This window comes from Lacrimispora struthionigena (assembly GCF_048627165.1).
GTDB lineage: Bacteria > Bacillota > Clostridia > Lachnospirales > Lachnospiraceae > Lacrimispora.
This window is the reverse complement of sequence record NZ_JBMBWP010000002.1, coordinates 2,023,759-2,047,586: the sequence shown is the minus strand read 5'-3', so window position 1 is coordinate 2,047,586 and position 23,828 is coordinate 2,023,759. Positions and strand designations below refer to the sequence as shown.

The 23,828-nt window shown below is 43.5% G+C and carries 19 protein-coding genes; 16 read left to right on the top strand and 3 right to left on the bottom strand.

What is annotated here, in order from left to right; translation table 11 throughout:
• Positions 1-4 precede the first annotated feature (4 nt).
• Positions 5-1,450, bottom strand: coding sequence for a L,D-transpeptidase (locus ACOAOT_RS18540; protein WP_420218322.1), 1,446 nt, complete (start codon positions 1,448-1,450; stop codon positions 5-7).
• A gap of 156 nt (positions 1,451-1,606) precedes the next feature.
• Here ACOAOT_RS18540 and ACOAOT_RS18535 point away from each other — a divergent pair, with 156 nt between their 5' ends.
• The 8 genes from ACOAOT_RS18535 (at position 1,607) to ACOAOT_RS18500 (ending at position 10,945) form a co-directional block, all read left to right on the top strand.
• A complete protein-coding gene (locus tag ACOAOT_RS18535; RefSeq protein WP_420218321.1) occupies positions 1,607-3,049 on the top strand; it encodes a lipopolysaccharide biosynthesis protein in 1,443 nt (480 codons plus the stop codon).
• Positions 3,050-3,133: 84 nt separating this feature from the next.
• Positions 3,134-4,390, top strand: a complete 1,257-nt coding sequence (locus tag ACOAOT_RS18530; RefSeq protein WP_420218320.1) for a lipopolysaccharide biosynthesis protein — start codon at positions 3,134-3,136, stop codon at positions 4,388-4,390.
• On the top strand, positions 4,387-5,085 hold the full coding sequence (locus tag ACOAOT_RS18525; RefSeq protein ID WP_170822687.1) for a glycosyltransferase family 2 protein: 699 nt from the start codon (positions 4,387-4,389) through the stop codon (positions 5,083-5,085). Before ACOAOT_RS18530 ends, ACOAOT_RS18525 begins: the two co-directional genes overlap by 4 nt.
• Before the next feature lie 18 nt (positions 5,086-5,103).
• Positions 5,104-5,460 carry a DUF2304 domain-containing protein gene (locus tag ACOAOT_RS18520; RefSeq protein WP_277409274.1) on the top strand — a complete coding sequence of 119 codons (357 nt, stop codon included), beginning with the start codon at positions 5,104-5,106 and terminating at the stop codon, positions 5,458-5,460.
• The gene (locus ACOAOT_RS18515) at positions 5,457-7,061 is read left to right on the top strand and encodes a DUF2142 domain-containing protein (protein ID WP_420218319.1); all 1,605 of its coding nucleotides are present in this window, start codon (positions 5,457-5,459) and stop codon (positions 7,059-7,061) included. The genes ACOAOT_RS18520 and ACOAOT_RS18515 overlap by 4 nt, the downstream gene beginning before the upstream one ends.
• Positions 7,062-7,081: 20 nt before the next feature.
• Positions 7,082-8,047, top strand: a complete 966-nt coding sequence (locus ACOAOT_RS18510; protein WP_420218318.1) for a glycosyltransferase family A protein — start codon at positions 7,082-7,084, stop codon at positions 8,045-8,047.
• Positions 8,048-8,218: 171 nt separating this feature from the next.
• A complete protein-coding gene (allB, locus tag ACOAOT_RS18505) occupies positions 8,219-9,577 on the top strand; it encodes an allantoinase AllB (protein WP_420218317.1) in 1,359 nt (452 codons plus the stop codon).
• A gap of 27 nt (positions 9,578-9,604) precedes the next feature.
• A complete protein-coding gene (locus ACOAOT_RS18500) occupies positions 9,605-10,945 on the top strand; it encodes an NCS1 family transporter (protein ID WP_420218316.1) in 1,341 nt (446 codons plus the stop codon).
• Between the two features lie 64 nt (positions 10,946-11,009).
• Here the strand turns inward: ACOAOT_RS18500 and ACOAOT_RS18495 are convergent, their stop codons facing one another.
• Positions 11,010-11,873, bottom strand: a complete 864-nt coding sequence (locus tag ACOAOT_RS18495) for an oxamate carbamoyltransferase subunit AllH family protein (protein ID WP_420218315.1) — start codon at positions 11,871-11,873, stop codon at positions 11,010-11,012.
• A 211-nt stretch (positions 11,874-12,084) separates the two neighbouring features.
• Between ACOAOT_RS18495 and allB (ACOAOT_RS18490) the strand changes: the two genes are divergently transcribed.
• The gene (gene allB / locus ACOAOT_RS18490) at positions 12,085-13,455 is read left to right on the top strand and encodes an allantoinase AllB (RefSeq protein ID WP_420218314.1); all 1,371 of its coding nucleotides are present in this window, start codon (positions 12,085-12,087) and stop codon (positions 13,453-13,455) included.
• Positions 13,456-13,492: 37 nt separating this feature from the next.
• Here allB (ACOAOT_RS18490) and ACOAOT_RS18485 read toward each other — a convergent pair whose 3' ends face one another.
• The gene (locus ACOAOT_RS18485; protein WP_420218313.1) at positions 13,493-14,353 is read right to left on the bottom strand and encodes an alpha/beta hydrolase fold domain-containing protein; all 861 of its coding nucleotides are present in this window, start codon (positions 14,351-14,353) and stop codon (positions 13,493-13,495) included.
• 213 nt (positions 14,354-14,566) lie between these two features.
• On the opposite strand from ACOAOT_RS18485, the gene allE reads away from it, so the two are divergent.
• The 7 genes from allE to ACOAOT_RS18450 all read left to right on the top strand — a co-directional run bounded on the left by allE (position 14,567) and on the right by ACOAOT_RS18450 (position 23,772).
• On the top strand, positions 14,567-15,355 hold the full coding sequence (gene allE, locus ACOAOT_RS18480) for a (S)-ureidoglycine aminohydrolase (RefSeq protein WP_420218312.1): 789 nt from the start codon (positions 14,567-14,569) through the stop codon (positions 15,353-15,355).
• Between the two features lie 264 nt (positions 15,356-15,619).
• Positions 15,620-16,672, top strand: coding sequence for an ureidoglycolate dehydrogenase (gene allD / locus ACOAOT_RS18475; protein WP_420218311.1), 1,053 nt, complete (start codon positions 15,620-15,622; stop codon positions 16,670-16,672).
• Between the two features lie 14 nt (positions 16,673-16,686).
• A complete protein-coding gene (locus ACOAOT_RS18470; RefSeq protein WP_420218310.1) occupies positions 16,687-19,692 on the top strand; it encodes a bifunctional FdrA/YlbE family protein in 3,006 nt (1,001 codons plus the stop codon).
• 16 nt (positions 19,693-19,708) lie between these two features.
• A complete protein-coding gene (gene arcC / locus ACOAOT_RS18465; RefSeq protein WP_420218309.1) occupies positions 19,709-20,644 on the top strand; it encodes a carbamate kinase in 936 nt (311 codons plus the stop codon).
• A gap of 20 nt (positions 20,645-20,664) precedes the next feature.
• Positions 20,665-22,275, top strand: a complete 1,611-nt coding sequence (locus tag ACOAOT_RS18460) for an L-lactate permease (RefSeq protein ID WP_420218308.1) — start codon at positions 20,665-20,667, stop codon at positions 22,273-22,275.
• Between the two features lie 31 nt (positions 22,276-22,306).
• Positions 22,307-22,519, top strand: a complete 213-nt coding sequence (locus tag ACOAOT_RS18455; RefSeq protein WP_104434321.1) for a hypothetical protein — start codon at positions 22,307-22,309, stop codon at positions 22,517-22,519.
• A gap of 14 nt (positions 22,520-22,533) precedes the next feature.
• The gene (locus ACOAOT_RS18450) at positions 22,534-23,772 is read left to right on the top strand and encodes a M20 family metallo-hydrolase (RefSeq protein ID WP_420218307.1); all 1,239 of its coding nucleotides are present in this window, start codon (positions 22,534-22,536) and stop codon (positions 23,770-23,772) included.
• Positions 23,773-23,828 lie beyond the last annotated feature (56 nt).

Here is a 23,828-nt window from a genome sequence, read left to right as displayed (position 1 = left end):
GCTGTTACATGTTTGGATCAGTCGGATCCCAGGTCTGTGTATCCGGTATGATCTGCTCGATGGCAGGTCTTTCATATGGTCCTGGAACGGGAGATTCGTAAATCGTTACGGTAGTTCCAAGAGCACAGTGATCATAGATCCATTTGGCATCACCGGAGAGGAGACGGATACAGCCGGCTGATTCCGCAATGCTTAAATAATTATATGTAGAGGGATCGAGAGTCATCTTATCCGGGCGGCTGTAAAGAATGGAGTGGATTAAAAAGCCCTTCCAGATACGGGTTGCATATTGGGTAAAGATACCGTGATCCATATCCCGCCAGCGGTATTTCACCGGTGTCTGGAAGGTTCCAAGCGGAGTATCCGGACCTGTAGAGGTAAGGAATGACTTTACCGGAATAATGAATCCGTTGGCACCGTCCTTTGCAAAGACTGTCATGCAGTTCATCTGTTTGTTGATGCTGATAAAAAATGGCCCCGAGTTTCCAATGATGGGCTCTAAATCAGTAAGCATCTTGCCAGAATTTAAATCAAAATAGTACTTGAAGCCGTCGATGTACTGCCAGCCTACAACTGGAAGCGAGTCCTTAAAATAATACCGGTCATTTTCGATCCATGCCCAGCCGGTAAAAGGGGTACCGTCTCCGTTAAAGTAGCGCAGTCCGCCGTCAACAATCTGCATTCCGTCTTTTGTGGCGGAAATCAGTGGCTTATCCGTCTTATATGGGAAGGCAGAGTTCTTAGCGTAGAATGCCATACGAAAGCCCGTGATATAATGTCCGGTTCCCATGGTTCCCGCACTGGTACCGTTCTTTGCCCAGTCAGTGGTGGTACCATCGTCTAATTTTGCTGAATAATAGAGATTGAACTGGTTGTTTACATAACCGGAAAACCTCATCTGTATGGCTTCGATATTCACGTCATTGGGGTAATTGGTTGTCTGCTGTCCGTTCATGACCCATGGGGACCAGCCAGTGCCTGATGTGTAGGTCCGGTAGAGTACGTTTCCTACGATATTCGTGAGAAATGTAGATAATCCATGAAAGCCCTGTCCATCGTTGGTGATCCAGGCATCGTTGACAAAAGGCTGTGTCCAGTTGCCATCACCAATCATAACAGTGGTCTGAAGTCGTGGGAAGTTGGCTTTTAATGCTTCCTGAGCAGCCCGCGTCGCTTCATCAACAACACCGTCTTCTCCTCCTCCAGCTCCTTCTTTTCCGATATCTATTCCTGCATTTGCCAAAGCGGTTTCAGCTTCCTCTGTAGTTACGCCTCCCTCAGTCTCGCTTGCAGCTGTACTCTGTTTTTCAGACTTACTGCTATCGCTGAGGCTGACGCCATTCCTGTAACCCGGTCCATATGCCTCGTCCGCCCGCGTAAGGGCAGCCTGTCCCAGGACAAGAGCAGCTGTCAAGCAGAATGCCGCCAGGCCGCGTGTCAGTTTACGCATGATAAAAACCTCCTGTAAATCATTAAAAATTTTAAAGTGATTCCATAATACTTTAACATAACTAACTGGAAAATGCTATATACGATTTACATTTATTGGGCAATATAGTACAATAAGGCGGAAATGTAAATTGGATGATTGAGGAGAAAAGCCAGTATGTACCAGGAAAATATGAAAGAGAGAGTGCTTTCCGGACTGTTTTGGAAAGTCATGGAAAATGGGGGAACACAGGGAATTCAGTTCCTTGTATCCGTACTTTTAGCCAGACTTTTAACGCCGTCCGAATCCGGGGAAGTCATGCTGATTATGATATTTATTACCATCGGCAATGTATTTGTCCAGAGCGGTTTTAACACTTCTCTGATTCAGAAGCAGGAAGTGGATGAAAGAGATTATTCTTCCGCTTTTTGCGTAAGCTTTCTGATTGCCTTCGTTCTATATATAATTTTGTTCTTTTCTGCTCCTGCAATCGGGGATTTTTATGGACAGCCAGTGTTCGTACCAGTGTTAAGGATTTTGTCCCTGACGTTGTTCTTCGGTGCAGTCATATCGGTGCAGTCCGCTTCTGTTTCCAGAAATATGGAATTTAGAAAGCTTTGTATGGCCAGTCTCTTTGCTGCGGCAGGTTCCGGCATCATCGGAGTGCTGATGGCTTTACAAGGATATGGACTATGGGCACTTGCCATGCAGCAGTTTTTTTACAGTTTTTTTCTCATGGCTGTGCTGCATTTTTTAAAGACCTGGAAACCAAGTCTGAAATTTTCCATTCAAAAAGCGGGAGAGTTATTCTCATATGGCTGGAAGATTCTCATGTCTGGTCTCATTGACACGATTTTTACCAACGTTTATGGTCTGGTGATTGGAAAAATATATAATTCGGCTATGATGGGGCAATACTCTAGAGGAAATCAGTTCCCTGCACTCATTGCCAATAATTTAGGGGCAGCGATCCAGTCGGTTATGCTCCCTGCTTTTTCTGCCTGTCAGGATGACAGGGAGAGGGTAAAAAGCATGGTAAGAAGGTCGATTGTGACAAGCTCCTACCTTGTTTTTCCCATGATGGCAGGTCTGATTGCCGTAGCAGAGCCTATGGTAAAGCTTTTACTGACAGACCAGTATTTACCTTGTGTTCCCATGCTCCGGCTCCTTTGTATTGCCTATGCTACCTGGCCCCTTCATGTGGCCAATTTACAGGCGATCAATGCCCTTGGAAGAAGTGAGATTTTCTTAAAACTGGAGATTATTAAAAAAGCAGTCAGTGTGGTGGCATTGATTATCAGCATTCCCTTTGGAATTTATACCATGGTAGCATTAAGAGCGGTGACGGATTTTATCTGTACATTTATCAATGCCTATCCCAATAAGAAGCTTCTGCACTATAGCTTTCTTCAGCAGTGGAGAGATGTATTCCCATCTCTGCTTTTATCGGCTGCCATGTGCGGTGTGGTTTACAGCGTGCAGTTTCTGGTAGATGGAACTCTGCTGACACTGACTTTGCAGATTGTGACAGGAGTCCTGTTTTATGCAGGCTTTTCCTGGCTGTTTAAGATTGAAAGTTTCTTTTATTTATGCAGAACAGTTAAGAACATGGGCAGGTAAGATAGACGTTAGCGGTTTACTTTTTTAGGCGAATCATGTAGAATAAAAAGAACTTGTTAAATGAAATGAAATAGAGGAACTATAATGGAACGTAAAAATGTGGCATGGAATATGATTGGAAGCCTGGTTTACGCAGGATCCAGCATGCTGCTGACAGCTCTAGTTAATCATCTGGTGGGAACGGATCAGGGAGGCATTTTTGGTTTTGCTTTCAGCACATTCGGACAGCAGATGTTTCTTGTGGCCTATTTTGGAATGAGACCCATTCAGAGTACTGATGTGAGAGAGAGCTATACTTTTGGCGAATACCGGCTGGCACGTATGGTTACCTGCGGTATGGCTCTGATTTTTGGGATTTGCTACATTCTATGGAAGGTTTTCGTTTCTTCGTCCGATTATACCTACGAAAAAATCATGGTTGTTTTCTTCATGGTTCTTTATAAGGTGCTTGACGGATTTGCTGATGTATACGAGTCGGAATTTCAAAGAAAAGGAAAGCTTTATTTAACCGGACAGGCTATGACCTGGCGAACCCTGTTTTCTGTGTGTCTGTTTTTAGGCACTCTGGCATTAACACGGGATTTGATTGTTGCTTCAGCGGTTGCAGCTGCTTCTCAGGCAGTTGGAATCTGGCTGTTTGATAAAAGGACAGCAGATAGAATAACGGAAATCAATTATGTACATGCAAAAGGAAGACACAAACAGCTTTTACAGGACAGCTTCCTTTTGTTTTTGTCTGTATTTTTAGACGGACTTATCTTTGCAATGGCGAAGTATGCAGTGGATTCCCAGATGACTTCCGCGGACAATGCTGTATTTGTGGCAATATTTATGCCTACCTCTGTAATCAATCTTGCAGCTAATTTTGTAATCCGTCCATTCCTTACCAGACTTTCTTTACTCTGGGATGAAAACAGGACTTCGGAGTTTCTTGGGGTTCTTAGAAAGTTGTCCGGAATTATCCTGTTTCTTACAGTAGTCGCTTTGACCGGAGCCTGGGTAATCGGAGTTCCGGTACTTTCCGCTGTCTTTAATGTGGAACTGGCGCCTTACCTTCCGGGACTACTTGCTATTATCCTGGGCGGCGGATTTTTTGCAGTGATGAATTTATTTTATTATGTCCTGGTAATTATGAAGAAACAGAGACTGATATTTTTTGGATATGTTCCGGTCTGCCTCCTTTCGTTTGTTCTTTCCTATCAGTTTGTGAAGATAGGCGGAATCAACGGTGGTGCGTATTCCTACATGATTGAGATGCTGATTCTCATGCTGTGCTTTATAGGACAGGCAATCCGGGTTATTCGTACAGAAGAAAAAGGAAGGAGAGAGCAGAGCATATGACAGACCGGGTACTGGTAGTAATACCTGCATACAATGAGGCTTTAAATATTGAGCGGGTAGTGGGAGAAGTGATTGAGAATTATCCCATGTATGACTATGTAATCATTAATGATGGTTCTACGGACAATACCGCCAAAATCTGCAGGAAGCATGGCTGGAAGATCATTGATCTGCCTATGAATTTAGGTCTGGCAGGTGCATTTCAGACCGGGCTTAAGTACGCACACAGAAAGGGCTACGGATACGCCATACAGTTTGACGGTGACGGTCAGCACCGACCGGAGTTTATTCTTCCCATGAAAGAAAAGATGGATCAGGGATATGATATTGTGATTGGTTCCCGGTTTGTAACAGAAAAAAAGCCCCGCTCTCTCCGTATGCTTGGCAGCCGGATGCTAAGCGGTGCCATCTGGTTTACAACAGGTGTTAAGGTAAACGATCCCACTTCCGGTATGCGCATGTTCAGCCGAAAGATGATTAAGGAATTTGCAGACGGATTAAATTACGGTCCGGAACCGGATACTATTTCCTACCTCATCCGACATGGTGCCAGAGTTGCGGAAATCCCTGTAATCATGGATGAGCGGATACTGGGAGAGAGCTACTTAAATCCCTTAAATGCGGCAAGGTATATGGGAAAGATGCTGTTTTCCATTTTACTGGTTCAGAGCTTTCGCATCCGGGACAGAAGATAAAAGAAGGGGGTACGTAATATGACGTTTTTACTTCGCTGCGTACTGATATGCGTTTCCCTGGTACTGACTGTTTATGTACTGGGAAGAATTCGCCACTCCAAAATGAGGATAGAGGATTCCATTTTCTGGGTAATGTTTTCCATGCTGTTAGTGGTTTTCAGCATCTTTCCGAAGGTGGCTGATTTTATATCCAGTATGGTTGGAACCTATTCCACAGCTAATTTTATTTTTACCCTGATGATCTTTATACTGCTCACCAAGGTCTTTTTTCAGTCAATTAAGATATCCCAGTTAGAACGCAGAGTGACGGAATTAATCCAGATGCTGGCGCTTGATAAGGAGGAAGCCATAGAGAAGGAGGAGCATAAACTGTGAAACGTTTGCTAAGGACGAAAGGCTTGTGGCTTGCAGCCGGAAGCATTCTGCTTTTGATGTTCCTGTTTGTCAGAACCTATATGAAAACCATCGTTGGAATTCCTTCTCCGGAATTTGAGCCGGTTCGCCGGTTTTACTGGTGGTTTATTGTCTTCGGTTGTGGATTTCTTGCTGCGTTAGCCTTTCTTTTGTGGATAAAGGATGTTTTTAACCAGTGGCTGTTCCCGTTGGTGGTAATCGGACTGGGTACTTTTTATCTGTTTGCTTTAACGCCTTTTACTGCGCCCGATGAAGCAGCTCACTTCGTGACTGCCTATCGCCTCTCCAGTCAGATGATGGGAAAACAGGCGGTGGCTGGGGAAGACTTTTTAAAGCATGCAACACCAGAAGAAAAGGAACGGTTGAAAAAAGGGGCAAATGTCCTGGTTCGAAGCGGTGATGATGTGTTAGGTCTCTATGCAGAGCCTGGTCAGAGAACCTACAACCGTATTCTGACAGAGTTGTTTTCTCTTGATCACAGCCAGTCAGAGACGGTGCGGGAGGAAGTGCCGGTGAATGCTACCCCTGTGGTCTATCTGCCTCAGGCGGCAGGGATCACTCTCGCCAGACTTTTGCATCTTGGTTATATTCCTCTGGTGTATCTGGGACGTTTGATGAATCTTCTGGCGTTTGCAGCTATGGCAGCAGTTTCTGTCCGGCTAATGCCCTTTAAAAAGGAAGTTTTAATGGCGGTATCCTGCCTGCCCATGACTCTTCACCTGGCATCGTCCTATTCCTATGATACTGCATTTATTGGCCTGTCCATGCTTTTGCTTTCCTGGTGTTTCCATCTGGCTTACGAAAAGGAAGAGATAAAATTAAAAGATCTGCTGGTTCTTACACTTTTACTGATCCTGTTAGAGCCTGGGAAAATCGTTTATTTGCCTGCAGCTGGAATCTGTCTGCTGATTCCAAAATCTAAATTTAAATCGAATAGACATTACTGGATTTCTCTTTTCTGTATCCTTGGGGTCATGCTGTTGGCAGTTTTCCTGGTAAACCGCCTGATTCTCTCTGCCTGGGCAGGTGCTACGGAAAGCTATGTGGGGTGGAGTGAAGCGGCAGGTTATAATTTATCCGATGTATGGCAGCGGCCGTTTTACGTATTTACGGTTTTTTATGAAACTCTGGTAACTCAGTATGACTATTATCTGGTGACTATGCTGGGCGGTTTTTTAGGGAATTTAGATCCCAACTTAACGGTACCGCCGGTCTGCCTTACCCTTCTTTGGTATGCGCTCTTTATCAGTGTGGTAAAGAGAGAGGGGGAAGTGGTGAAAATGACAGACGGTCAGAAGCTATGGATCTTGTTTCTGGTATTTACAAGTGCAGTACTGGTTCTGACTTCCATGTTCCTGGGGTATACACCCAGAAATTTAACGTATATTACAGGAGTCCAGGGACGTTATTTCATTCCCCTTCTGCCCCTGCTGTTACTGACCATATATGACCGGCGTCTGGTTATGGGTGTGGATTTAAGAAAAAGTGCATGGTATCTGGAATGTTTCGTCAGTATCTATGCTCTGATCCGTATCTGCTCCACATCGTGTCTGCGCTACTGATAGGAAAGAAGGGAGTTTCAATGGAAGAAATGATGGCAGATCAAAGAACCGTTGATGTGATCATACCGGTTTATAAACCTGACGAAACACTAATGCGGCTTTTTCACAGACTGGAAGAACAGTCTTATCCCATACGTAAAATCATTGTGATGAATACGGAGAAATCCTACTGGGAGGATTCTAAGTATGCACATGTGAAGAATCTGGAAGTTTATCATGTGACAAAAGAAGAATTTGATCACGGCGGAACAAGAAACAGAGGAGCCGGCTATTCCAAGGCTGATATCATGGTATTTATGACGGATGATGCAGTTCCAGCAGACAAAAATTTAATCAGTGCTCTTGTAAATTCATTTCTTAAGACAGGAAGAGGCGGGGAAAAGGTGGTTATGGCATATGCAAGACAGCTGCCAAATCCTGACTGTGCCCTGGCGGAACAGTACACCCGTTCCTTTAATTATCCATCTGAGAGCCGGGTTAAGACAGAGGCAGATTTAAAAGAGCTGGGAATTAAAACGTTTTTTGCATCCAATGTCTGCTGTGCCTATGACAGAAGTATTTTCCTGGAAGCAGGCGGATTCACCAAAACCACCATTTTCAACGAAGATATGATCTATGCAGGAAATGCTGTGCGGTACAGAGGCGAGGCTGTGGCGTATGCGGCTGATGCAAAGGTGATCCATTCCCATAATTACGGCTGCATCGCCCAGTTTAAGCGGAATTTCGACCTGGCGGTGTCTCAGGCAGATCACCCGGAAGTGTTTGGCGGAATCCGCTCGGAGAGCGAGGGAATCCGGCTGGTGAAAAATACATGCGCCTGGCTGGCAAAGGAAAAGAAGCCCTGGCTGATACCGGGAGTGATTATAAAAAGCGGTTTTAAATATATGGGATATCTCATGGGAAAACGGTATCGGACACTTCCCAGGCGGCTCATATTAAGCTGTACCATGAACCAGTCTTACTGGGGCAAGCATAAAACTGAATAAGAATATACCAATCAATAAAGTATTTTTAACTATTGCAGATAAAAATACTTTATTTTTTTGTCTTTTTTTACCAATGAATTATACTATGGTGAAAACTATAATGCAAATAACACAATAAATAGCCGGTATTTATTAAAAAAGTAAACAAAGTGCAAAAGAGGAGGTATCAGAATGGGTAAAAGCATGGATCTTGTCATTAGAAATGGAGTGGTTGTTTTCCCAGATCGTGTGGAAAAGGCTGATATTGGGGTAAGTGACGGAAAAATCGTGGAGATATCACAGGAGATTTCTCAGGACGGAAAAGAAGTAATTGATGCGGCAGGCAAACACATTTTTCCAGCAGCCACCGACGGTCACGTACACTTTGATGATCCGGGAAGAACGGAATGGGAAACCATAAAAAATGGCAGTCAGGCTCTTGCAGCAGGCGGCGGCGGTGTATTTTTCGATATGCCCTTAAACAGCTCTCCCTGTACACTGGACAGAGTTAATTTTGAAAAGAAGCTTGCCATTGCAAAAAGAGATTCCGTCTGTGATTTCGGTCTGTGGGGAGGGTTATGTCCCACAAACCTGGACAAGCTGGAGGAACTTGCGGAATGCGGAGTTGTGGGCTTTAAAGCATTTTCCTGCTTCAGCGGAATTGATGAGTTCCCAGGAATTGATGACTATACTGCTTATAAGGGTATGGAGAAATTAAAGAAACTGAACCTTCCGCTTATGGTTCACTGCGAAAATGACGGTATCACAGGAAAAGTAACCGGTTTAAAAAATGCGCAGAATAAAACTGGAGTGAAGGATTACTTTGAAGCTCATGCGCCTATTACAGAGATCGAAAGCATTTCCAGAATGATCACCTTTGCAGAAGAAACAGGCTGTAAACTGATTATTGCCCATGTAAGTACTGCAAAGGGCGTGGAACTGGTAACAGAGGCAAGAAAACGGGGTGTGGACATCTCCTGTGAAACAATTGGACATTATCTGATTCTCACAGATGAGGACGTAGAAAGACTGGGTACTCTTGGAAAGTGTTCTCCGCCAATTCGTGACGCAGCAAACCAGCAGAAGATGTGGGGAAAATTGTTTAATGGTGAAATCACATTTATTTCCTCCGACCATTCCCCCAGCGATCCTGTACTAAAAGAGAAAGAGTTTATGAAAGCCTGGGGAGGCATCTCTGGATGTCAGAGTACGCTGCCGGCTGTCTTAACTCATGGTTACCACGATAGAAAGCTGATGCTTACAAAGGTTGCAGCGCTTACTGCCTCCAATGTTAATGAAGTATTTCATATCCAAGGAAAAGGAAAGATTCAGACCGGTTTTGATGCGGACTTTGCAATTGTTGATCTGGATAAAGAATACGTGCTGGATTCAGATTCCTTATTCTATTTACATAAAGTAAGTCCCTATGTGGGCATGAAGTTTAAGGGGCAGGTTACACAGACGATTGTGCGGGGAAGAACGATCTTTCAGGATGGTAAGATTACAGCCGTTTCAGGCGGAAAGCTGATCACTCCTGCCAGAATGTCGTAAGTCACAAACGTATATAAGGAGAAAATCATGGGAGAAAGTGTTATGACAGAAGAAAAGGCATTGGAAGGTGTAATAAAACAGGATGGGATGGAGCCGGTTCCTGTTAGTAAGAGAACAATGGGAGCATTTTCCTACTGGCTGGTCTGGCTTGGGGGCTGTGTCTCTACCGCAAACTTGACACTTGGTTCAGATCTGGTTTCAGGAGGGCTGAACCTTGTACAGGCAATTATTGCAATCACGTTGGGATCAGCCCTTTGCGTTATATGCATGGTCTTAAACGATAAACTATGTTACACAACCGGAATTCCGTATGTGGTGCAGCTGCGAGGTGCATTTGGCTTTAAAGGGACTGTTATCCCTGCTTTGTGCAGAGGTATTCCGGCCGTTATATGGTATGGCTTTCAAAGCTGGATTGGCGCTTCGGCCCTGAATGAAATCAGTAAAATCGTCATTGGTTTTGACAGCATTGTATTATGGTTCATTCTGTTTCAGGCAATGCAGATCGGACTTTCTGCACTGGGCTTTCAGGGAATTAAGGTAATCAATAACATTGGCGGAGCTGTTGTTATTATTGCTCTGGTTTATATGCTGGTCACAATTCTTGGTATGCATGGCGATGTAGTGACAGAAGTAGTTAATAAGAAGGGATCCTGGGGACTTCCATTTTTTGGAGCTGTAACCACCTTTATTGGAGTTAACTGCGCGCTTCTGGTCAATATCGGCGATTCAGTAAGGCAGCTAAAGCCTGGCTGCGGCCCTGTGAAACGTGGCTCTGCTTATGCCTTTGCAATGATTCCCGCTGTAGTATTTATGGGCGTTATCGGTCTTCTTGTTACAAGTGTAACCGGAATTGCAAATCCCATCGTAGGCTTTGCATATATCATGCCCAATAAAGCAATCGTTGTAATTACATTATTCTGTATCGTTTGCGGTACACTGACTACCAATATGCTCAATAACGCACTTCCCCCCATCTATGTACTGGTAGATCTTTTAAAAGTATCAGTGAAAAAGAGTGCGATTATTGTGGGACTGCTTGCATATGCTACATTTCCATGGGAGCTTGTAAAGGAATCATCTGCAGCTGGACTCAACCTGTTTGTATTGATTTCCTCTTCTGTACTGGGGCCGGTTTTTGCTATTCTGGTGGTGGATTATTATATCATCAAAAAACAGAAAATTGATCTGAGTGATTATTACAATCCGGACGGAGCGTTTAAGGGAATCAACCTAGCTGCAATCGGAGGTTTAATAGCAGGTATGGCTGCAGCCCTTACCTTTATAAAAATATCATGGCTGGCAAGCATTCTGCCTGCGGGGATTGTTTATTATGTGCTGATAAAGTATTTTGAAAAAAAGAAGAAATAATGAAAAAGAAAGAAGTCTGCATGACATAAGTTGTCTTTGGCAGGCTTCTTTTTTTAGTGTAATCCTAATTAAAAGTAAGAGTATAAACGTAATAAATTCCGCAGAGAGAATCAAAGCCGGAGGAATGCCCCACAGCTTTAAATGAGGCATGAATATCTTCGACAGATGCTGGAAAAACAAGATCATTAATTGGCTTGCTAAAATGTGACGAAAGAGCACATCGAAGGAATGTACGGCTGATATCGTTTGTATTGTTGAGAGACGTACCAATACTGTTCTTAAGAATGGAGGTAAACGTTTGATCTGAGTTTCCCGTTAGTATCAGTCCCGCCAGCACACCGCACAAAAAGTCATCTCCGCTTGGGGTAAGACCCACTCCAAGCCCGATCAGAGAAACCAGCTCTTTAGTGGCTTTTTCATAATCCGCTGTCTGCATATAGGTACTGCAGGCTGTAAGATGGTTCTTTGCCGCTGCAGTTACAAGCTCTGTCCCCAGATTGTTTTCCTGCTCCTTCACACAGGAGGGAGCAAATATGGTGGAAAAACCTCCTGTGGCAGAATAATCCAGTACTGACTTTAACGTATCCCGCAAAAGCTGTTGAGATTTACTGATTAGTTTGGATTCAAACAGGTCTGCTTCTAAAAAATAGAAGTTAATAACGGAAACAGAGCCGTATATAGACAGGGTACCCGGACTCACCTTCACCTTCAAACCAGTAGAAACAGGAAGTGTTTTCATGGATTCAGCGTCCAATTCCGTAATGAGACTGACAGGTGATACAGGCGATAAATCCGCCTGTAAAGCCAGTAAATAATCACCGAATTGTATGTTAATGGTTTTTCTGTATATAGAGTGTATCAGGCCTTCTGACAGAGAATTTAGTATCTCCAGAGCATAGGAACCAATGGTTGTAATATTAAAATGCATGATCAATTGTTATCTCCTTTCGCTGATAGTATAAATTCTAGCAAAAAGCTTAAAGAAACACAAATACAATAAAATAAATTATACATATTGGACAAAAATCCTAACGAAATTTTACCTCATTTTGCATTGTTTTCCCAGGCATTATTTAATAAAATAATGAAATGTTTCATCAGTCAGTTATCATTCATCAACCAGAAACGGAGGAGAAGGTATGTATGATTTATTAGTAAAAAATGGGAAGATTGTAACAGCAGATTGTGTGTTTTCGGGAAACATTGCGGTAAAAGAGGGTAAAATTGCAGCGGTGCTTCTTGCAGGAGAAGAGCCGGAAGCAAAAAAAGTTATTGATGCTAAAGATAATTATGTATTCCCAGGTGCAATTGATACCCATGCACATTTAAATGATCCTGGTTACGAATGGCGTGAGGATTATAAACACGGAACTGCTGCAGCTGCGGTAGGCGGATATACAACCATTATTGATATGCCGCTGCAAAACGAGCCAGCCATGACGAACGCAACTATTTTTGATAAGAAGTTCCAAAAGGTATCTCCCAATGCATATGTGGATTATTGCTTCTGGGGCGGTTTGATTCCTGATAATTTTCAGGATTTAAAGGGGATGGATGAGAAGGGCTGCGTTGCGTTTAAATCCTTTATCGGCCCCGTATCTCCTGATTACAGCTCCTTAAATTATGGACAGGTATATGAGGCAATGCAGATCATTCATGAGTTTGACGGACGTGCTGGTTTCCATTGCGAAGATTTTGCCGCAATTAAGTGGCAGGAACAGAGAATGAAAAAAGAGGGCAGACTGGACTGGAAAGGATTTTTAGAATCAAGACCGGTAGTTGCAGAAATGGTAGCCACGGTTGATGTCATTGAACTTGCAAAAGCCACCGGCTGCAAAGCACACATCTGCCACGTAAGCAGTCCTGATGTTGCTCAGAAAATTAAAGAGGCGCAGCAGGAAGGTTACGATATTACAGCAGAAACCTGTTCTCATTATTTAAGCATGACAGATGAAGATGTGATCAAGAACGGACCGTTGTTTAAATGCGCTCCTCCTCTGCGTTCCCAGGAAGAAGTGGACAGGCTGTGGACCTATGTGGAAGATGGAACCTTCAGCGGTATTGCAAGTGATCATTCCCCTTGTTCCTATGATGAAAAATTCAAGGAAATCCTGGGTAATAAAATCGAAACTCCATTTGATGTATGGGGAGGAATCAGTGGAATCCAGAGTGGATTTCAGGTAAGCTTCCATGAAGGATGCGTAAAACGTGGAATCTCACCATCAATTCTTGCAAATGCAATGGCAAAGAAACCGGCTGAGGCCTTTGGAATTTATGGAAAAAAAGGAGACATCAGAACCGGATTTGATGCGGACTTTATTATTGTAGATGCAGACAAGGAATGGGAGATAACAGAAGATTCCCTTCTCTATGTGAACAAGATTTCTGCTTTTGTTGGGATGAAGGGAAAAGGATTGCCGGTCTGCACCATTGTCCGCGGTGAGGTAGTTGCAGAGGACGGAAAAGTTGTAGGTGAAAAAGGATTTGGAAACCTGGTTAAAAAACTGTAATAAGCGGATTCATAAGAATCCGCAATCAAGTTTACGGTTATAAGAAGCGGTCCGTGTGGTTGTTTAAAAATTCAACGGTTTTATTTAAAAGTTGAGCAACTGCAGGGGCCGCTTCATTTCTGTCAAAATCGTGTACAGAACCCGGGACAACAAACTGTTTTGCCTGATACATACTGCAAAGATTAAGAAATTCTGTATAAGGAACATCTGTATCATTCATGCTGTGGGCGCAGAATAAAGGAGCGGGAAGTTTTTCACAGGTTCTAAGTGAATAATCCAGAAAGAAATATTTATCCCTGCCATTGTAAAAAAGAGATTTCCATGTTCCAGTCTGTCTGGCGTAAACATAAATGCTGTAGTGGGTATCTAAATTGCCCTCAGTATGAACCTGATCAGAAACTGCATTTAGGCAGGAACTGTTAACAGGTGGAAGAGAACAATAGTAACTGTTTGGAGTATCTAACCAGCTGTCACACAGGAAACCATAACCGTAATAAGACAGGATTCCCCTTGGAGGAAGCAGAAGACGCTTATCTTTTGAAGCCAGCAGACATAAGTATGCCCCTGCAGAACGGCCCCATAGAAAGTAGGGAAGTTCCTGGGAAACATAAAGTGACCGGTTCAAAATATAGTGATTAATGGAATCAATTACAGATTTCAGTATTATCTCAATTTTGGCGGCGGGAGCAAGGGGATAGTCATAGGAAATAATAAGATATCCGGCATTGGTAAGGCTGTTCACATGCAGCTGTGGCAGATCCAGACGGGAGCCGTACAAAAGACCTCCGCCATGAAAATATAAGATGCAGGCCTTAGGTACAACCGCCGTATTATGATATACCGTAACATTAACCGGGTAAGATAATTCATTGAGCGTCATTTCAATTTGTTCCGTCATTGTGGTAATTCCTTTCTGCTTTCGATAAAAATACATGAATGTAAGACCATTATAACTGTTAAAAAATAAACAAGCAGGGTAAAAGTGGATAAAACGGGAACGGTATTTTATCTCATAATATAATTGAAATACTTTATAATACCTGCCATAATAAACAGGTATAAATTGGTTGACTGAATGAATATGACCTAATGGAAAGTGAGGAGCTTTATTATGAGTTATTTAAACGGGCAGACAGGATACCGTGATGACTTATTAGCCACCAGATCCGTCGTTAAAAAAGAAAATTATGTTTTAATTGAGCCGGACGGAATTGTGAAAAATGCGATTCCAGGATATGAGAAGTGTGATGTCACAATTCTTGGCTCTCCTCAGATGGGAGCTTCCTTTGCGGATTACTTAGTGACAGTTCACGAAGGCGGGAAGAATTCTGCATTCGGCGGGGAAGGGCTGGAATCATTCATTTATGTAATGGAAGGTTCCATTAAGGTTAAAAATGCGGACAAAGAAGAGACTCTGACAGAGGGCGGTTATATTTATTCCCCTGCCAGCAACACCATTTCTTTTGAAAATGCGGGTAAAGAGGATGCAAAGCTCTTTGCTTATAAACGCAGATATGACGAGCTGACTGGATACAGTGCCTACACAGTAGTGGGGAATGCAAACGATCTTCCATGGATTCCATATGAAGGTATGGAGAACTGCTATATCCGTGATTTCCTGCCTGCAGCAGAGAATTTTGGATTCGATATGAATATGCATATTCTGAAATTCCATTTAGGTGCATCCCACGGCTACATAGAGACTCATATTCAGGAGCATGGCATGTATTTCCTTACGGGAAGTGCGATGTACAGACTGGATAATGACTGGGTTCCGGTGAAAAAGGGTGATTATGTATTTATGGATGCTTATTGCCCACAGGCCTGCTATGCAGTAGGACGGGAAGAAGATTTAACTTATATCTATTCCAAGGACTGCAACAGGGATGTAAAACTGTAACCATTGTTTTTGATGTTCTTCCTAAGAATTTTTATAGATACAAAAAAACTGGCTTTCCGGTGACTGATTCATACCGGAAAGCCAGTTTTTTTATTTGCCGATTTTTCCAAAATACCACGAAAGTGGATAAAAATCAAACCTACATTTATCTAGTTATTTGATTGAAACGGGGTCAATAAATAGCCATAATAGATAAAGAAAAGCTGGTTGGCAGCTATTTGCTGAATAAAAATAACCATAAATCAGGAAGGCGAGGAAGGATAAATGAAACTTGTAAGAGCTGAATTAAAAGACTTGATGAAGAAAAAATTAATGAGAGCCGGTTTGAAAGAAGAACATGCTGATATCACAGCAGAGATTCTTACATGGTCAGATGAAAGAGGATACCACTCCCATGGAGCAGTAAGAGTGGAGTATTACAGTGAACGAATTTCAAAGGGAGGCATTACCGTAGATCCTCATTTTGAATTCAAAGAGACTGGTCCCTGTTCTGCAATCTTTGAAGGTGACAACGGCTGCGGATATGTGGCTGCTACAAAAGCAATGGAACAGGCAATTGAAATGGCAAAGAAAAACGGCATCGCAGTTGTCGGTGTCCGCAACATATCCCATAGCGGCGCTCTTGGTTATTATACAGAAATGGCAGCAGACCAGGGCCTGGTTGCAATTTCCTTCTGCCAGTCAGATCCAATGGCAGTACCAACTGGTGGTACAGAACCGTATTACGGTACCAATCCAATTTCCTTTGCAGCTCCTACCGCAGATGAGAGAAAAGTGGTATTTGACATGGCAACGACCGTACAGGCATGGGGAAAAATTCTGGATAAACGATCTAGAGGAGAATCCATTCCTGATACATGGGCGGTAGATGAAAAAGGAAATCCGGTTACAGATCCAAACAAAGTCAATGCTCTTGTTCCAATTGCTGGTGCAAAAGGATATGGTCTGATGATGATGGTTGATATTTTTTCCGGTATTCTCTTAGGCGTACCGTTTGGCAAGCATGTAAGCTCCATGTACCATGACTGCTCAAAGGGCAGAGAACTGGGTCATATGCATATCGTTATGGATCCAAAGCGTTTTACAAACATCGAAGAGTTTATGAAAAACATGTCCATTACCTGTGATGAATTAAATGCAATCCCACCAGCAGACGGATATGACAAAGTTTATTATCCAGGCGAAAGAGCCGTTATGAGAAGAGATAAATACCATAACAATGGCGGAATTGAAATTGTAGATGCAATCTATGAGTACTTAAAAAGTGATGCCATTCATTTTAACCGATATGACCACAAGAACCGATTTGCAGAATAAGGAGAAATATTATTATGTTAAGAACAGCAGTAAAAAAGGGAAGTTATCACGATTCTGTAGTACTGATGCTTCTTACCAATCAGATCTCAACGATTCAGGGTGTAAAGAAGGCTTCTGTTATGATGGCCACACCTGCTAACAAGGACATCTTCAAGCAGAGCGGCCTTGATACAAAAGAATTAATGGAATCTACAGCCAATGATATGGTTATTGTTGCTGACGTGGAAGATGACAGTCTTCTGGATACCATTATGAAAGAGGCAGAAGAATTCTTTAAAAAGCAGTCCGTATCAGCAGGAAATGGGAAAGAATCCCGAATTGCAAAATCATGGGATCAGGCACTGAATCAGCTGCCAGATGCCAATCTTGCGGTGATTTCCATACCAGGAGCTTACGCGGCTCTGGAAGCGGACCGTGCGCTTGACGAGGGCATGAATGTGTTCATGTTCAGCGACAATGTCACAATTGAGGACGAAAAGAAATTAAAAGAGAAGGCTCATGAAAAAGGGCTTGTGGTTATGGGACCTGATTGCGGAACCAGCATCATTCAGGGTGTGCCTATTGCATTTACCAACAGTGTAACACCGGGAGCCATTGGAATTATAGGTGCTTCCGGAACTGGTATCCAGGAGCTGACTACCATTATAGACCGCCTTGGAGAAGGTGTAAAAAATGCCATTGGTACCGGAGGCCGGGATTTATCAACCCAGGTGGGTGGAATCACCATGATGGATATGATTGATGCAATGGAAGACGATGACAGTGTTGCTGTCATGATTGTTATTTCCAAGCCCCCGGCAAAGGCAGTTCGGGAAAAAGTATCAGCAAGGCTCAGTGTCTGCAAAAAGCCGGTTATTACTTTATTCCTGGGAGAAAAACCAGAGTATCATGAGGAAAATTTCTATCATACCTATACCCTTGATGAAGCAGCCCGTCTGGCAGTCAGCCTGGTACGGGGAGAGACGGTAAAAGAGGGCGAAGTAACTGTGGATCGCTCTTCATTTTACCGCAGGGAAGAAAAGAAGACAATTAAGGCTTATTATTCTGGTGGTACCCTTGCTGGAGAAGCTGCCATGCTGATCAAAGACGCACTGGATTTAAAGATCCCGCCTGAAAAAGCAGAAGGATACATGTTAAAAACCGGAGGGCACATCGTCGTTGATCTTGGCGATGATGTATATACACAAGGTAAGCCCCACCCGATGATCGATCCGGCTAAGAGAATTGAATGTATGAAAGAAGCCATTAATGACAAATCAACTGGAGTTATTCTTCTTGATGTCATGCTGGGATATGGTTCCCATGCCGATATGGCAGGTGCTCTGCTTCCGGCGATCAGGGAACTTGGCGATCAGGCAGAACGAGAAGGCAGAAAGGTTTTCTTTATTGCAACGGTATGCGGAACCAGAAAGGATTTCCAGGGGTATGATGAGGCAGTGAAAAAACTGACTGATGCCGGAGTAATCGTATGCGAAACCAATAAACTGGCTGTCCGTACAGCAATTCAGGCAATCGGTCTTGACTTTACTGAGGTGAAAAAAGAGATCCGGTCAAAGAAAGCTTCTGATACCATTCCTGGAAAGGCATCCGATAAACTGCTTCAGATGCTGGCAGAGAAACCAAGAATTATCAATATCGGACTGAAAAGCTTTTCTGAAGTTGCCAGGGAGTTTGGCTGTGAAGTGGTTCAGTACGACTGGATGCCTCCCGCTGGGGGAAATGTGGAATTGATCAAAATCCTTAATTTCCTTAGAAACAATAAAGATCTGGACATTGATGAGGCAAACCGAAAAGTAATCATGAAAGTGGTTGCCAGTCAGCCTGTTATTACAGACAATACACGGGCAAAAAATGTAATTCCTGAATTAAACAATGGAAAAGTGATTCTTCATGCAGGTCCGCCGGTTGCCTATAAAGACATGCCAGATCCGATGCAGGGATCCTGTGTGGGTGCAGTCCTTTTTGAAGAATGGGCTGATACCGAAGAAGCTGCCAGACGGCTTTTGGAATCCGGAGAAGTGAAGTTTCTGCCATGCCACAGTGTAAGAGCAGTGGGCCCCATGGGGGGAATTACGACTGCAAACATGCCAGTATTCGTTGTGGAAAATAAGACAGACGGCAACGAAGGTTACTGCACCATGAATGAAGGAATCGGAAAGGTACTTCGTTTTGGTGCCTACTCTGAAGAGGTTGTTAACAGACTTCGCTGGATGAGAGATATTCTTGGACCAGTGCTGCAGGCTGCGATTAAAGAGCTTGGCGGAATTAATGTGAATCCTCTGGTAGCAAAAGCCATTGCGATGGGTGATGAATTCCATCAGAGAAATATTGCTGCTTCCCTGGCATTTTTAAAGGAAGTTGCACCTGTTATTACAAAAATGAAGATATCCGATCAGGATCGTTATGATGTTATTAAATTCTTATCCGATACGGACCAGTTCTTCTTAAATATCATGATGGCAACCGGCAAGTCCGTTATGGATGCTGCCCGTACTGTGACCGATGGTACGATAGTGACTGCCATGTGCCGAAATGGTGTGGAATTTGGAATCCGCATTGCAGGTATGGGAGATCAGTGGTTTACAGGGCCGGTTAATACACCTCAGGGACTGTATTTCACCGGATATGACAAAGAGGACGGCTGTCCGGATATGGGTGACAGCGCCATCACTGAGACCTTTGGAGTAGGCGGTATGGCAATGATTGCAGCCCCAGCTGTTACCAGATTTGTGGGCGCAGGCGGATATGAAGATGCTCTTCGTACCAGCACAGAAATGGCGGAGATCACCATAGACAGAAACCCCAATTTTATCATCCCCAACTGGAATTTCCAGGGATGCACTCTTGGAATTGATGCAAGACTTGTAGTAGAAAAAAGCATTACACCGGTAATTAATACGGGAATTGCTCATAAAGTTGCAGGATATGGACAAATTGGAGCAGGAACTGTACACCCGCCAATGGAATGCTTTGAAAAAGCAATCACAGCATATGCAAAGAAACTGGGTTATACTCAGTAGATTTTAGGAGAAGGTTGTGGAAAATAGAAAAATAGTAATTGCTCTGGGCGGAAACGCCCTGGGCAATGATATCGAAGAGCAAAAAGAAGCTGTCGCCAGGACAGCAGAGGTAATTGCAGATCTTGCACAGCAGGGGCTGTCCCTTATCGTCACACATGGTAACGGACCCCAGGTTGGGATGATCCAGACTGCCATGGATCACCTTACCCTGGTGCAGGAAGGCATGAAACAGGTACCTCTTCCCACCAGCGTGGCAATGAGCCAGGGATACATAGGAATTGATTTGCAGAATGCAATTAAATATGAGTTTCACAGACGGGGCATGGACAGAAAAGTTTCAACCATTCTTTCTCAGGTTGAAGTCAGTAAGGATGATGAAGCGTTTCAAAATCCGGCAAAACCCATTGGAAGATTTCTTACAAAAGAAGAAGCGGAAAAAAATGAGGCAAAAGGAATCCGGTGTATGGAGGATGCAGGCAGAGGTTACCGCATCGTAGTTCCTTCTCCCATGCCGGTGAGAATCCGGGAACTGGAAACCATTAAAACCTTAATGAATGCAGGCCATGTAGTCATCACCTGCGGCGGCGGAGGAATTCCGGTAGTAAGCGAAGAAGGAAAGCTGATCGGTGTCAACGCAGTTATTGATAAAGATAATGTAAGCAGTCTGCTGGCTTCCCAGATTGATGCGGATTACCTGGTTATTTTAACAGCAGTGGAAAAGGTTGCGGTTAATTTTGGAAAAGAAAACCAGGAATGGCTGTCAGAACTGAGCACAAAAGAAGCCAGAGAATACATTGCAAAGGGGCAGTTTGCCAAAGGCTCCATGCTTCCTAAAATTGAAGCGGCTCTCCGGTTTGCAGAATCAGGAGAAGGCAGAAAAACATTAATCACATTGCTTGATAAAGCCGCTGACGGCATTGCCGGGAAGACAGGAACTGTTATTCATGCTTAGTAAGAACGAGGAAATTTAAAATGAATATACCAGTAAATCTATTTACATGGGCAATGGCTTTTCTGCCAATTATTGCACTCATAATTCTGATGATTAAGTTTCATTGGGGTGCAACGGAGGCTGCGGCAGTGGGGCTTATGATCACAGTCGTTACAGGAGTATTCCTTTTTAAGGCAGGTGTCACAGTCATTGCAGCGGAAAGTGCCAAGGGAATCTGGAATGCACTGATTATTCTAATTATTGTCTGGACCGCAATCCTTTTGTACCAGGTGGGAGACGAAGCAAAAGCCTTTCTGGTTATCCGGGATGGAATGAGAAGGCTTTTGCCTAACGAGCTGCTTCTGGTATTTGCCATGGGCTGGGTGATTGAAAGCTTTCTCCAGGGAATCACAGGATTTGGTGTTCCCGTTGCAGTGGGTGCCCCGCTTTTAATCGGAATCGGTGTCCAGCCAATCTGGGCAGTTATTATCCCCCTGCTTGGACAGGCATGGGGAAATACCTTCGGAACACTGGGAGTTGCATGGGATTCCCTGGCCATGAGCGTAAATCTGGAAGCAGGCAGCAAAGAATACTTATTAACTGCATTCTGGACCGCTGTATTTATCTGGTTCTGGAACGTTGTTGGAGGAGTTGTGGTATGCTGGTTTTACGGAAAAGGCAGGGCTGTTAAGAAAGGTCTGGCTGCCGTAATGTTAATATCCCTGATTCAGGGAGGCGGACAGCTTTTGCTGACCCAGGTCAACACAACTATTTCCTGTTTTGTTCCCTCCTGCATCTCTTTAATTGTGATTCTTCTTCTGGGAAGAACCCGTATGTACAAAGAGGAGTGGAGTCTGAAAGACAGTCCAATTATGAACCGGGATTTTACAAAGCAGGAAGGGGAAGAACTTCCCCAGGGTATGACCCTTGTACAGGCGTTTGTTCCCTATTTTCTTCTTTCAGCGATTACTCTGATTGTTCTTACCATAAAACCGGTACATGATCTTTTAGGAAAGTTTCAGTTTGGTTTTGCATTCCCGGAGACAGTAACCGGATACGGACATATAAACAAAGCAAGCAGCAGTTTCTCTCCGCTGTCCCCATTTACCCATGCAAGCTTTTTCCTGCTGGTATCTTCCCTTGCCGGACTGATTTATTACAAGAAGAATGGCTGGATCAAAGAGGGAGGAACAAAGCGTGTATTTGTCAAATCGGTATCTATGACCATGCCTTCGGGAATTGCGGTGATCGGCCTGGTGATTATGTCTAAGATCATGGACGGAACGGGACAGACTGCAGTACTGGCAGATGGAATTGCAAAAGTGCTGGGAAAAGCATATATCGCTCTGGTACCTTTTGTAGGGCTTTTAGGAACATTTATGACTGGAAGCAACATGAGTTCCAATATTTTATTCGGAGGGTTCCAGATGACCACAGCAAATCTTCTGCATGTGAATCCTGCAGCGGTTCTGGGAGCACAGTCAGCCGGAGGTTCCATTGGAAGTGCGGTCAGTCCAAGCAAAATCATACTGGGAACCACAACAGCCAATATTCTTGGAAGCGAAGGGGAAGTATTAAAAAGAATTCTTATGGTTACAGTTCCGGTAACAATTGCAATTGGGGTATTTTTGTTCTTCATGCTGGCAATTTAGGAAATACATAGAAAGTGAAAGTAAATGTGAGATGAAAAAGAATGATTTTTTTCGGACAAAAGAAGGGGGATTAACCATTGCCTTTCTTGCAATTATGGTTGCATTTGTTACAATAATAGTTGGACTTAATCATGCCAATAAAGTATTGTGCTTCTCTGGTTTAGTAATTATTATTGCTGCAATGCTTTATTCACCTTGTAAAAAGTATATTTACGATTGCCGGAAATACGATAAATCAAAATAAGCGAGGGTAAATAAATGGCTGTTGCAGAAAAAACAGGCAGAATTGCCAAGGATCTGGAATGTTTAAAAAAGTTTACTGCGACTCCTGGAGAAGGATGCACCCGTCTTCCTTTTACAAAAGAGTCCAGAGATGCGGTGAATTATCTTAAAACAGTTATGGAAGAAGCCGGACTTCAGGTACAGGAAGATGCGGCAGGAAATGTATTTGGAATTCTTGAGGGGGAAGATCCCAATCTGCCCTGTGTTATGATGGGATCTCATTACGACTCCGTAGTAAATGGCGGAGATTTTGACGGCATTGCCGGAATTGTATGTGCAATCGAAGTCGCACGGGAATTAAAGAGTAAAAACCTGACACCAAAAAGAAACTTTGTTGTTGTTGGATTTTGTGATGAAGAGGGCATGCGGTTTGGAACCGGATATTTTGGTTCCGGAGCAATGTTAGGCAACAGGAATGCAGAGTATTGCAGGAAATACAAAGATACCGATGGCATTTCCATTTATGACGCCATGAAAGAATATGGTCTGGATCCTGAACGAGTGGAAGAAGCCAGATGGCCAATCGGTTCCATCGGGTATTTCCTGGAAACCCACATTGAACAGGGACCGGTTCTTGATGCAGAGGGAATTGAGCTGGGACTGGTTGACTGTATTGTTGGAATTCAAAGATATATGGTTACCGTACACGGAAGATCAGACCATGCGGGTACAACTCCCATGGACATGAGAAAGGATGCGGTGGATGCAGCTTCCAAGGTTATTTCAAAAATTGCAGACTGGGCAAGAGAAAAAGCCGATGGAACCGTTGCAACAGTTGGTTATATCAATACAGTACCGGGCGGTATGAATATTGTAGCGGAAGAATGCCAGTTTACCGTTGATATCCGGTCCAGAAACAACGATCACATTAATGATATTGCGAAAAGAATCCGTGCCGCTTTAGATCGGGAAGTAAAAGCAATTGGGGGCAGTTATGAAATGGACAATAAGCTTACCATTACTTCCGTGAACTTATCCCAGGAAATGCTGAGCACGATGGAAGAAAGCTGTAGAAAACATGGCTTCAGCTATGAGTATCTTCCAAGTGGAGCCGGTCATGATGCACTGGAGATCGGACAGGTAATACCAACCGTGATGCTTTTTGTACCAAGCAAGGATGGCAGAAGCCATTGTCCGGTTGAATTTACGAAATTCAGTGATTTCGCCAAAGCTTCTATTATAATGGAGGAACTTGCAATAAAACTGCTTGTATAAATGAGCCGGGGGGCAATGAGTCATTTATATACAGCAGGGAATCAGCCGGGCAGGAA